Raw genomic sequence first — 11,429 nt, 5'->3', positions numbered from 1 at the left:
CCTTTTCTTTTGCCCGGGCTGCAAATCCGTTGACGGTTTGCAGCGCCTCCCGCAGGCTCCTCCCAACGAGGATGACTGGCTCCGGCCCGGGGTCAGCTGGGAAGAACGCCATGACCGAGACGCCGACCGCAAAATTGCCGGCCGCTGCGACCCTGACCTTCCAGACCAAGCTGTTCTATGGCCTCGGCTCCGTCGCCTTCGGGGTGACGACCCTGTCCCTGACCTCGGCGGTCCTGACACCCTATCTCAACCGGGTCATCGGCCTGCCGGCGGTCTGGGTGGGCGCCGCCATCATGCTGACCCTGATGCTGGACGCCGTCCTTGACCCGGCCATCGGCCAGTTCTCCGACCGGCTGCGCACCAAATGGGGCCGTCGCCATCCGCTGATGTATGTTTCAGCGCCCCTGGTAGCCATTACCTGCGTTGTCTTCTGGAATTCGCCCACCCACTGGTCCCCCCAGGAAAGCGGCGTTTTCCTGATCGCCATGCTGGTCCTGCTGAAGATTTCCGTCAGCCTCTATGAGGTCCCCAGCTCTGCCCTCGCGCCGGAATTGACCATCGACTACAACGCCCGGACCAGCCTGTTCAGCTACCGCTTTTTCTTCGGCGTCATCGGCGGTCTGGTGATGAACATCGCCCTCTACCAGGTCTTCCTCAGTGAAGAGCGCGGCGGCATGCTGAACCGGGCCGGCTATGCCCAGTATGGGATTTTGGCCGCTGCAGTCATGTCCCTGTCCATCATGGTTTCATCCCTCGGCACCCATAACCGCATCCCCTATCTGTCCCGGCCCCAGGAACGGGTGGTCCCCCTGTCCCAGGTCCTGAAGGAGATCGCCGGGACCATCACCAACCCCTCCCTCCTGGTCCTCATGCTCTCAGGCTTCTGTTCAGGGGTCGCGGCGGGCATGGGCTCGGCCCTCAGCCAGTACTTCAATATCGAGCTCTGGGGCCTCAACGGGACCTCTATTTCCTTCATCGCCATTGCGGGTGTCCTGGCTTCGGTGACCGGTGTGGCCCTGGCCGGCCCCGCCTCCCGACGGTTTGGCAAGAAGGCGGCCATGATCGGCCTGTTCGGCACCTCCATAGTCGCCGACGCCCTGCCCCAGACCCTGCGCCTGCTGCATCTGATGCCGCTCAACGACTCGCCCTGGGTGCTGCGGATCCTGCTGGCCGACCAGTTCTTCTCCGCCACCCTGGCCATCGCCGGCTATATCATCATCACCTCCATGATCGCCGACGTGGTCGAGGACGCCGCCGTCAAGACCGGGGTGCGATCAGAGGGCCTGCTGATGGCGGCCAATGGCCTGCTTCCCAAGTTCACCGGCGGCTTCGGCGTCTTCCTGGCGGGCTTGCTGATTGCGATGGTCAACTTCCCCACCAACGCCCCGGCCGGGACGGTAGGCCCGGACATCATGCGGCACATGTCCCTCTACTACCTGCCCTTCGCCACCGGCATGAAGGTCCTGTCGGTCCTGGTCCTGGCCTTCTACCGGATCGACAAGTCCACCCACGAGCACAACCTCGCCACCCTCGCCGAGGCGGCGGCGACGGCAGAGGCTGCGATCGAAGAGTCCCGGCCCTAGAGCGCGTTCCCTTTAGACGGAATCGTCTAAAGGGTAAAACTGCGCTCTGATTCAAAGGTTTAGAGCACGCTTGTCGCGATAACCGGTTCCCACTTATCGCGGCGGGCTCTAGGGCCTATTTGCGGACCCAGGCGCCGCCGACCGGCTTGTAGTACTCGCCGATCTTCACCTTGCCCTGGATGACGCTCTGATAGGCGGCGGCTCCGGCGGCTTCCACGGTGACGGCGTTCTTGGCGGCGGCCTGGCGATAGACGTCCAGGCGACCGGCGTTGATCTCGGCGACGGCGGCCTTGAGGGCGACATCCCCCGGCTTCACGAAGCCCAGGGTCCCGTCGGCCTGTTCCCCAACGATACCGTCAGCCTTGGCGGCGTCGACCGCGATCTTGGCGGCGGCGATGTCGGCATGGGCGGCGCCGGCGATCAGGGTTCCGACAATGGCCGCGATGGCGAAGATGTTTGAATTGCGCATGTGCGGGTTCCCTAGAACAGGTTCGGGTTCTTCTGGATCAGGGACTTCACGTCCTCGTCCAGCTGGAGGCGGACATTGGCGTCCAGCTTGGCGTAGATGGTGATCGGGTCGACCTGTACATGGACAGGAATGGCGCAGGCGCCCAGGGCCGAGAGGCTGAGCAGGGCGAGGACGGGACGAAGTCTCTTGGTCATTTCGGGCTCCGGGTCATGGTCTCTGATGCAGGGTCAAGGCTGAACGGCGGCTGAATTTCGAAGCGTCTGATACTTGTCGAAGTCGTCCAGAAGCTGGTCCAGATTGACCGAGGTATCCAGGGACAGGTCCACCTTAACGCCTTTTGGCAAGGGAAGGGTCCGTTTGATCTTCTGGGTCAGGAGTTCGCGAAGGGTCAGTCTGATTTCAGGACTCACCGGCGGGCTGTGCTCGCCCTTGATGTGGAACCGGACGCCGAGCCGGCCATCGGCCAGGCTGTCTACCCGGGCGTCCAGCTGGGTGAAGGCCAGGTTCTCCAGAGCCTGGAAGGCAAAGTCGGAATAGGGATCGACAAGAGCCGCTGCTGATGTGGGTCTGGCCTGCACCTGGGTCAGGGCCTCGCGCCGGATGGACAGTCGGCCTGGCTCGATGGCGTGCAGTTCTCCCCCGGCGATCTGCACTGTCCCCTTGCGGAAGCTCAGGGGAATGTGGCCGTCCACCCTGGCCGTCAGGTCCATGCGGTCGGCAAAGGGCGAAGCCTCCACCAGCTCCGACAGCTGCACGCCCTTGAGATCGGCGACAACTGACCACGGCGCATTGGCGGCGAGGGGAATTTCGAACGGCTCCAGCACCACACGTCCCTGGGCCAGGCTGAACCCTGTCGCCGCCACCTGCAGGGCGTCGTGGTCGAGGCCGAAGGTGACCTCGGCATTGGTCAGGGCGGCCAGGCTGGCCACGCTGTCCACATGCAGGGTCTGGCCCGGCGCGGCCTTCAGGGGCAGGAGGCTCCCAAGCGCGATCTGACCCTTCAGACCCTTCACAGGACCTGCAGCGCTGATGAAATCCAGACCGGCGATATCCAGGTTTCCGCGACTGGTCAGGCTCTCGCCCTTCCAGTCCAGGGCTCCCTGGAACCTTACCTGTCCCGCCACAGGCGACCCAAGGCTGGAGGCCAGGGGCGAGATATCACGGGGTTGCAGGCCCCCTTCGGCGAAGACTAGGGCGCCCGTTTCAACGGTAACGCCTCCGGCGCCTCCGGCATGCCTGAGTCCCACCTCAGCCAGAGGCCGGCCATAGGCGTCCGTGACCCGGAATTCTCCTGTCAGCGCCGTATCAGAGCCTCTGGCCTGCCCCGTGGCGAAGACCGGCTGGAAACGACGGGAGGCGGCCAGATCGCTGACCTTCACCCGCGAGATGGTGGTTTCGAAGGCGAGATCAGGTCCGGAAGCCCGGATGCGTCCCTCGCCGTCGGTGATCGAGACCTCCAGATCCGCCGCCTGCCCAGAGACCTTCCGGTAGTCCCCCGCCAATTTCAGGCCAGAGGCGCCCGCTTCGATACGTGTCGGGCAGACTTCCGCCGAGAGGCCCGATATGGAATTTGCTCCCATATCAATGCGCTTCGCGGTGACCGGCGCACAGCCCCGGGCCATCACCCGGACGACGCCATTTGCGACGGCAAGGTCAGCCTTCAGGTCGACGGCGCCGTCCTGGATCGGGCCGATGGAGCCCCGGGCGGCCAGGCGCCCACTCGCGGTCAGCCTCCCTCCCTCCAGGCGGTAACGGTCAAGATTGATCTTGGCCACAGCGCCTTCGGAGGCCAGATCAAAGGGGCCCTGGCCCTGTGCCACCATGGCCTTGTCAATATTGATCTTTAACGACTGTCCGGGCGCCTTCAGGACGAAGCGCCGTCCACTGATGCTGCCAGCAGTCTCGGCGCCGCCCCCCAGGGTCAGGGTCAGGCCGTCCGCAGTCAGTCTGGCAGGACCGGCGAAGGCCCCTGTCAGCCTGTCCAGGGCAAGGTTCCCCCCGGATCGCAAGGTCCCGGTCGAGAAGCGGGTCTGCATATGGCCGCTCGCCGTCTGACCCAACAGGTCGCCCTCAAATTTCGTGGTCTGCGAAATGCCCCTCACCGTGACCCCCGACGTGGTCAGGTCCTGGAAGCCTGACGTCAGCACAAGGTTCGCGCGGCCATCAGCTCGGCCGGTCCTGAGGTCCGGATAGGGGCTCTCGCCGGTCAGGCGCAATTCGAGGCCGTGGGCGGCCAGTCCTTCCCCCTTGAGGGAGTCGGCGTACAGATCCCCGGCCCAGACGAGCCGGTCTTCCCGCCGAACCAGGTGAAGCTCGGCGGATTTCAGCCTGGCCTGCATGGCCGCTGACCGCGCTTCTGTGGGGGCGAGGCGGACGTCGAGACGAACCAGATGGCCCGATTTCGCTTCGCCTGAACCCGACCCTTCAAAGTTTCCGGCAGGAGTCGCCAGGGTCAGGCGGCCATTCTCCAGAACCAGATCCGGAACCCTGCGGTCAGGGTCCCGCGGCTGGGCCAGCAACTTCCGGATCAGGGGATCGAGGCTGCCAAATCGCAGGGCGCCATCCCGCCATTCCCCCCTGAGCACCGGCCGAACCAGCCGCACCTGCTTGAAATCAGCGGCGAGGGCGCCGCCATTCCAGGGTCCGCGAAGGTCATAGCTGACCTCGGCCACATCCACTGTCAGGTCCGGCCGGTCTTTCGGTCCGATCCGCAGGGCGCCAGACAGGCCGCCGGGGCCAAACCGGGTGAAGGAGATGTCCCCCTCGACCCCCTGGTCTTCCAGCCATGATTTCAGGACCGAGGCCCCGATGGTCTGACGCTCCTGCCAGGCCGCTCCACCCGCCAGGGCGGCGGTCAGGGCCAGACCACCAGCCAGCCACCAGCCCCGGCGTCGGAGCGCTGGACTGCGGGCGGGGGAGGGGGTCGGCTCCGTCAAGGATCAGATCTCCGGTGAGGCCTCAGCTATAGCCCTGAAACCCGCCGGAAACGTGACCTATATTACCGCTAGAGGCCGCCGAAGCTGGCCAGGGCGACGCCGCCGTCGACGGCGATGGTTTCACCGACCACATAGTCGCCGGCCCGGCTGGCCAGATAGATAGCCGCGCCTGCCATGTCCTCGTCCCGGCCAATGCGGCGGGAGGGAATGCGCTTGGCGATGGCGTCGCCCTGATCCCGGGCGACCCGGTTCATTTCCGAAGCGAAGGCGCCAGGCGCAATGCCGGTGACATTGATGTTGTCCTCCACCAGGCGGGCGGCCATGCGGCGGGTCAGATAGATCAGGCCCGACTTGGAGGCATGGTAGGAATAGGTCTCCTGCGGGTTCAGGCGGATCCCGTCGATGGAGCAGATATTGATCACCTTGGCCGGCGCCTCATGGGTGCCGGCGGCGGCCAGGGCCTTGTGCAGGGCCTGGGTCAGGAAGAAGGGGGATTTGAGGTTCAGATCCATGACCTTGTCCCAGCCGCTCTCGGGGAACTCATCAAAGGGCGCGCCCCAGGCGGCGCCGGCATTGTTCACCAGAATGTCGAGCTTGGGCTCCAGCTCGGTCATGCGGCGGGCCAGGGTCTGGGCGCCTTCAACCGTGGAAATGTCCTGGGGCAGGGAGATGCACTCGGCGCCATTCACCGAGAGTTCGGCGGCGACCGCGTCGCAGACCATCGCCTTGCGCGATGAGATATAGACCTTGGCGCCCTGCGCCAGAAAGCCTTCGGCGATCATCTTGCCGATGCCGCGGGAACCGCCGGTGACCAGGGCGACGCGGCCCTTCAGCGAGAACATGTCCAGAGCCATTTCGCCCCTCCTTCCAGATTGATGAGATCACGGTCATAGACTGCCCGGCCAACCGGGCAAAGACCCGGCAGTTTTGACTCGCCCCCCCGCCCGGGCCCCTGTAAACAGCCGTTTGAAACTTCCAGGACCGTCCCATGAGAGACGGTCTCATCCACCCCAGTGAGGACGCCCAGACATGACCGCCATCAATTCGGTGACCGACCTAACCCTCGACGGGGATGTGGCCGTCATCACCTTGAACTCGCCGCCGGTGAACGCCCTGTCGGCCAATGTCCGCGAAGGCCTGTTCGAAGGTTTCAAGGCCGCCATCGCCGATCCGGCCGCCAAGTCCATCGTGCTGATCTGCGAAGGCCGCACCTTCATCGCCGGCGCCGACATCACCGAGTTCGGCGGCGCCATGAAGGGCCCCTCCCTGCAGGACGTGCAGGACACCATGGAGAACTCGCCCAAGCCGGTGGTCGCCGCCATTCATGGCACGGCCCTGGGCGGCGGTCTGGAAGTGGCCCTGGTCGCCCACTATCGCGTGGGCGTGCCCTCGGCCCGCTTCGGTCTGCCGGAAGTCAATCTGGGTCTGCTGCCGGGCGCCGGCGGCACCCAGCGTCTGCCCCGGGTCGCTGGCCCTGAAAAGGCCCTGGAAATGATGACCTCGGGTCGTCACGCCCCGGCCAAGGAAGCCCTGGCCATGGGCCTGATCGATGAACTGGTCGAGGAAGGCAAGCTGAAGGAAGGCGCCGTCGCGTTCGCCCGCAAGGCCGTCGCCGAGGGTCGCCCCCTGGTCAAGGTCCGCGACAACAACACCAAGGTCGAGGCCGCCCGCGGCAAGCCGGAAATCTTCGCCGACTTCCGCAAGGCCAATGCCCGCAAGTTCCGCGGCTTCCTGGCGCCGGAATACAATATCCGCTGCATCGAGGCGGCGGTGAACCTGCCCTTCGCCGAAGGCCTGGCCGTGGAGCGCAAGCTGTTCGGCGAACTGATGACCGGCAGCCAGTCGGCCGCCCAGCGCTATTCCTTCTTCGCCGAGCGCCAGGCCCAGAAGATCCCGGACGTTCCGGATGACACCCCCCTGATCCCGATCAAGAAGGTCGGCGTGATCGGCGCCGGCACCATGGGCGGCGGCATTTCCATGAACTTCGCCAATGTCGGCATCGCCGTGGTGATCGTCGAGCAGAAGCAGGAGCCCCTGGATCGCGGCCTGGCCACCATCCGCAAGAACTATGAGCGCACGGCCGCCCGCGGCGGCATCACCGCCGCCCAGGTGGAAGAGCGCATGGCCCTGATCACCGGCTCCCTCTCCATGGAAGAGTCCTTCGCCGACGTCGACCTGGTCATCGAGGCGGTGTTCGAGCGCATGGACATCAAGAAGGACATCTTCACCAAGCTGGACGCCATCTGCAAACCCGGCGCGATCCTGGCCACCAACACGTCTGGCCTGAACATTGACGAGATCGCCTCGGTCACCAAGCGTCCTGAAGCGGTGATCGGCCTGCACTTCTTCTCGCCGGCCAATGTCATGAAGCTGCTGGAAATCGTCCGCGCGGATCACACTTCGAAGTCCGTCATCGCCACGTCGATGAAGCTGGCCAAGCAGATCGGCAAGGTCGCCGCCCTGGTCGGGGTCTGCCCCGGTTTCGTCGGTAACCGCATTCTCGGCGCCCGCCAGCGGGAAGCCCAGAAGCTGGTGCTGGAAGGCGCCATGCCCTGGGATATCGATCGCGTTCTCTATGACTTCGGCTTCCCCATGGGCCCCTTCGCCATGAGCGATCTGGCCGGCCTGGATATCGGCTGGGTCAAGGAAAAGTCCAACGGCGCCACCATCCGAGACGTCCTGTGTGAAGCCGATCGTCGGGGCCAGAAGACCGGCGCCGGCTATTACGACTACGACGAGAATCGCAACGCCAAGCCCAGCCCCTTCACCGAGAAGGTGATCCACGACTTCATCGTCAAGTCGGGCGCCAATCCCCGGACCATCGGCGATGAGGAAATCCTCGAGCGCTGCATCTATCCGATGATCAATGAGGGCATGAAGATCCTCGAAGAGGGCAAGGCCATCCGCGCCAGCGATATCGATGTGGTCTGGCAGAACGGCTATGGCTGGCCTGTCTATCGCGGCGGCCCCATGTGGTACGGCGACCAGATCGGCGCGGCCAAGGTGCTGGCCAAGATGCAGGAGTTCCAGGCCACCATGGGCGATGAGTTCAAGCCTGCTGCAGCCCTCGAAAAGCTGGTCGCCGACGGCAAGAAGTTCTCCGACCTCTAGGGTCGTTCAATATTGAACTAAAAGTGGGAAGGGCGTCCGCAGGGGCGCCCTTTTTGCTGTAGGATCGGCCTGTGATTTGAGGATTTGCGCGCAATGACCCTGGCTGAAGCCGACAGCGTTATCGATTTCTGGTTCCGCGAAATCACCCCCAAGGCCTGGTTCCATAAGTCTGACGCCTTTGACTCAGAGGTCGCCGCCCGTTTCGGCGAAGTGCTGAACGCCGCCGTGCGCGGCGAGCTTTGGTCCTGGCGGGCAACCGCCGAGGGCCGGCTGGCGGAGATCATCGTCATCGACCAGTTTTCCCGGAACATTCATCGGGGTCAGCCCCAGTCCTTCAGCAATGATCCCGTCGCCCTGATCCTCGCCCAGACCGCAGTGGAGTTGGGCGCCGACAAGGCTCTGGGCCCCGACGCCCGCGCCTTCCTCTACATGCCCTACATGCACAGTGAGTCCGCCATCGTCCATCTGGAGGCTGTCCGCCTGTTCTCCCAGCCGGGTCTGGAGCGGAACCTGGACTTCGAAATTCGGCACAAGGCGGTGATCGATCGCTTTGGTCGCTTTCCGCACCGAAACGAGATCCTTGGGCGAGCTTCGACTCCCGAAGAGCTGGAGTTCCTCCTGACGCCCGGCTCCAGCTTCTAGGCCTTCCCTCCGGGTTCCATTTGACGGGGGTCGCAATCGCCCCTCCTATTGGATTGACCAGCGACCACAAGCTGGCTGGGAGGCCGGAAATGGGCGATGGACATTCCGTCGGAGACGCATCGGCTGAAGCGCCGCCCCTGAGGCTGCGGACAAAGCTGGCCTTCGGCATTGGCAGCGCCGCCGAAACGATCGCCCTGTTTTCCCTGAGCTCCTATGGATTGCTCTATTATAATCAGGTGCTTGGCCTGCCGGGCTGGATGGCGGGTCTCGCCATTTCCCTGTCCTTCGTGATCGATGGCTTTGCTGACCCGATCATCGGGTCCCTGTCAGACCGCACACGATCCAAGTGGGGCCGCCGGCACCCCTATATGTTCGCCGCCCCGATCCCCATCGCCCTGTTCTTCTTTGCGATCTTCAATCCGCCGGCGGGATTGGACCATAACGCCCTCTTTGCCTGGTTCACCTGTTCGGTTGTCGGCCTGAGAGTTTCCATGGGGGTGTTCCACACACCGCACCTGGCCCTCGGGGGAGAGCTCTCCCATTCCTATATCGAGCGCAGCCAGGTCATGGCCTGGAACAATTTCTCGACCTGGATCGGAGGAACGGCCATTTCCCTCATCGCCCTGACCTTCTTCTTCAAGGCGACGCCGGAATATCCGCGGGGGCTGCTCAATCCTGAACCCTACCTGCCGTTTTCCATCCTGGCCGCCGTATCGGCCATGGCGATCCTCTTCGCATCGTCCTGGTTCACCCGGGACCAGATTCCCCGCCTGCCCAAGCCACCGGCCGATCAGGCCCCCTTCTCGCCCTTTGAATTCCTGAAGGACATCGGCAAGGTGCTGGCCAACCGCAACTATGTGTGGCTGCTGGCCGGCCTGTTTGCAGCCTCGCTGATGCTGGGGGTTCGGGAAACCCTGAACCTCTATGTGGCGACCTATTACTGGGAGCTCTCTTCAGAACTGCTGCGCTGGTATGTGGTCGGCAGCGCCGCCGGGTTCGTGGCGGCCCTGCTTCTGACCCCGCGACTGCACGGCCGATGGAGCAAGCGCCGGATCATCATCTGGTCGGCCCTTGGCAATGCAATCTTCCCCTGCCTGGCTGTCCTCTTGCGTCTTTCGGGCTTCATGTTCGAGAACGGTGACCCGCGACTGCTGATCACCCTCGTGACGTTCTCGGCGGCCAGCTATGGATCTGGCGCCATTCTCAGCATTTCGGTTCTGAGCGCCCTGGCCGATGTGGCGGACGAAAACGAGGTCAAGTTCGGTCTGCGTCAGGAAGGGGTTCTCTATTCAACCCGCGCCCTGTTCGCCAAACTGGACACCGCTGTCGGCGCGGCCCTGGCAGGACTGGTCCTGACCCTGATTGCCTTCCCGGAACGCGCCAAGCCCGGCACTGTGGCGCCGGAGATCGTCCATCAGCTGGCCCTGTTCATGGGCCCGATCTCGCTCATACCGGGCCTGATCGCTGTTCTGCTCTACGCCCAGTTCAGCATTTCGAAGCATGACCATGCCGCCACCCGCGCCCGGATTTCCGACCTGCACCGGGCCCGGGCTGTGGCGGAACAGGAAGGCTAGGTCCTTCAGCCCATCTGGCCGATGGCTTCCCGCCAGGCTTCGATGGACGAGGTCGCCGTATAGTCCGCCTGCATGTCGGTGGTCAGGACTTCGATCATGGTCCTGCCTTCCAACCAGAACTCGATGACGTCAAACATGCCGCCCCGGGAACACTGCACGGCGCGCCAGCCCTCACGGGCGGCCATGGCCTTGATCTCGTCCAGGGACAGCGGGCTCTGGATGGCCAGATGGGTCGAGCCGTAGGCCGGGATCTGGGGAAGGTCCACGGTCTCGAACATGTTCTCACCAGACCCGGGCATGAGGGCGCGCCCCGCTGGATAGACCTCAATGCCTGAACCGCGGTCGTCGCCGGCCATGGCGATCCAGGCGCCTGGCACCGGGGCGAAGGGCAGGGCCTCGCCTGTCCAGAGTTCGGCCAGGACCCGGGCGACGTTCAGGGGATCGTGGGCGCAGATGGAAGCGTGAAGGATCATGACTTTAACTCCGGGTATTCGCCCTGGCGGGCGAGTTTGAACAGGGCCTGGATGGCCCGGCTGGCGGCAGCGCCGGACTGGTCGCCAGTCAGTCCCCAGTAGTCGCGCATGGTCAGCCAGGCGGTCGCTGACTGCAGGAGTTGAAGGGCGGCGCAGAGGGCGGTTTCGTCCTCCTCGGAGAGCTCGCCGACCTCGGACCGGACGGCCAGACGAATGGCCTGCATACGATCCGTGTTCCGCGCCAGTGTCATGGCGCGCCCCTGCGGAGAGAGGACGGCCCCGCGCATGACCTCGGCGTCGGCGTCGAACTTTGGAAAGGCCTTGAGGGGAAAGGCCTCCAGTTCGGATGCGGTGCTGGGAAAGGTCTCCTGCCCCAGGCTTTGCTTGTGAACGCGCCACCAGCCATCGAGCAGGTGATCCTTGGTAGGAAAGTAGCGATAGACCGTCCGCTCGCCGACGCCAGAGGCCCTGGCCACCTGTGCAAAGGTCAGGTCGGTCAGGCTGGTGTCACGCAGACACTGGCCCACTGCCTCCAGGATCAGCTGGGATGTTGCGTCGCGATTGCGGGCTCGGAGTGTCGGCGAGGACTGCATGGCAGTAATACTGCCAAAATGACTGTCATACTGTCAATATGAATCTGC

The 11,429-nt window shown here is 64.4% G+C and carries 10 protein-coding genes; 4 read left to right on the top strand and 6 right to left on the bottom strand.

The genetic code is table 11. The annotated features are described in order from the left end of the window. Positions 1-71: 71 nt before the first annotated feature. Positions 72-1,583 (top strand): hypothetical protein, encoded by a 1,512-nt coding sequence (locus CFE28_00185; GenBank protein ID OYU68552.1) that lies wholly within the window; start codon positions 72-74, stop codon positions 1,581-1,583. A 115-nt stretch (positions 1,584-1,698) separates the two neighbouring features. On the opposite strand, the gene CFE28_00180 is transcribed toward CFE28_00185, so the two are convergent. The 4 genes from CFE28_00180 to CFE28_00165 all read right to left on the bottom strand — a co-directional run bounded on the left by CFE28_00180 (position 1,699) and on the right by CFE28_00165 (position 5,842). Beyond that, complete coding sequence (locus CFE28_00180; GenBank protein ID OYU68551.1) at positions 1,699-2,052, bottom strand: hypothetical protein; 354 nt, start codon at positions 2,050-2,052, stop codon at positions 1,699-1,701. Between the two features lie 11 nt (positions 2,053-2,063). Next, on the bottom strand, positions 2,064-2,246 hold the full coding sequence (locus tag CFE28_00175) for a YnbE family lipoprotein (protein ID OYU68550.1): 183 nt from the start codon (positions 2,244-2,246) through the stop codon (positions 2,064-2,066). 33 nt (positions 2,247-2,279) lie between these two features. Next, positions 2,280-4,988: a hypothetical protein gene (locus tag CFE28_00170; protein OYU68549.1), complete on the bottom strand. Its 2,709-nt coding sequence runs from the start codon at positions 4,986-4,988 to the stop codon at positions 2,280-2,282. 68 nt (positions 4,989-5,056) lie between these two features. After that, on the bottom strand, positions 5,057-5,842 hold the full coding sequence (locus CFE28_00165) for a 3-oxoacyl-ACP reductase (protein OYU68548.1): 786 nt from the start codon (positions 5,840-5,842) through the stop codon (positions 5,057-5,059). 175 nt (positions 5,843-6,017) lie between these two features. On the opposite strand from CFE28_00165, the gene CFE28_00160 reads away from it, so the two are divergent. The 3 genes from CFE28_00160 to CFE28_00150 all read left to right on the top strand — a co-directional run bounded on the left by CFE28_00160 (position 6,018) and on the right by CFE28_00150 (position 10,315). Then, a complete protein-coding gene (locus CFE28_00160; GenBank protein OYU68547.1) occupies positions 6,018-8,099 on the top strand; it encodes a 3-hydroxyacyl-CoA dehydrogenase in 2,082 nt (693 codons plus the stop codon). 93 nt (positions 8,100-8,192) lie between these two features. Beyond that, complete coding sequence (locus CFE28_00155; GenBank protein ID OYU68546.1) at positions 8,193-8,741, top strand: hypothetical protein; 549 nt, start codon at positions 8,193-8,195, stop codon at positions 8,739-8,741. Positions 8,742-8,830: 89 nt separating this feature from the next. Continuing rightward, positions 8,831-10,315 (top strand): MFS transporter, encoded by a 1,485-nt coding sequence (locus CFE28_00150; protein ID OYU68545.1) that lies wholly within the window; start codon positions 8,831-8,833, stop codon positions 10,313-10,315. Positions 10,316-10,320: 5 nt separating this feature from the next. Here CFE28_00150 and CFE28_00145 read toward each other — a convergent pair whose 3' ends face one another. Beyond that, entirely contained in the window at positions 10,321-10,788 is a 468-nt protein-coding gene (locus tag CFE28_00145; GenBank protein OYU68544.1) for a hypothetical protein, read from the bottom strand. After that, a complete protein-coding gene (locus CFE28_00140; protein ID OYU68543.1) occupies positions 10,785-11,381 on the bottom strand; it encodes a TetR family transcriptional regulator in 597 nt (198 codons plus the stop codon). The genes CFE28_00145 and CFE28_00140 overlap by 4 nt, the downstream gene beginning before the upstream one ends. Positions 11,382-11,429 lie beyond the last annotated feature (48 nt).

The organism is Alphaproteobacteria bacterium PA2, from assembly GCA_002256425.1.
In the GTDB taxonomy this organism is placed as follows: Bacteria; Pseudomonadota; Alphaproteobacteria; order Caulobacterales; family Caulobacteraceae; genus Phenylobacterium.
Note: the sequence above shows the minus strand (reverse complement) of the source record. Positions and strands in the feature narration are given on the sequence as shown.

Coding starts and splice junctions, on each gene's coding strand:
- CFE28_00160 (OYU68547.1), top strand. CDS start 6,018: ATGACCGCCATCAATTCGGTGACCGACCTAACCCTCGACGGGGATGTG.
- CFE28_00140 (OYU68543.1), bottom strand. CDS start 11,381: ATGCAGTCCTCGCCGACACTCCGAGCCCGCAATCGCGACGCAACATCC.
- CFE28_00175 (OYU68550.1), bottom strand. CDS start 2,246: ATGACCAAGAGACTTCGTCCCGTCCTCGCCCTGCTCAGCCTCTCGGCC.
- CFE28_00185 (OYU68552.1), top strand. CDS start 72: ATGACTGGCTCCGGCCCGGGGTCAGCTGGGAAGAACGCCATGACCGAG.
- CFE28_00155 (OYU68546.1), top strand. CDS start 8,193: ATGACCCTGGCTGAAGCCGACAGCGTTATCGATTTCTGGTTCCGCGAA.
- CFE28_00145 (OYU68544.1), bottom strand. CDS start 10,788: ATGATCCTTCACGCTTCCATCTGCGCCCACGATCCCCTGAACGTCGCC.
- CFE28_00165 (OYU68548.1), bottom strand. CDS start 5,842: ATGGCTCTGGACATGTTCTCGCTGAAGGGCCGCGTCGCCCTGGTCACC.
- CFE28_00180 (OYU68551.1), bottom strand. CDS start 2,052: ATGCGCAATTCAAACATCTTCGCCATCGCGGCCATTGTCGGAACCCTG.
- CFE28_00150 (OYU68545.1), top strand. CDS start 8,831: ATGGGCGATGGACATTCCGTCGGAGACGCATCGGCTGAAGCGCCGCCC.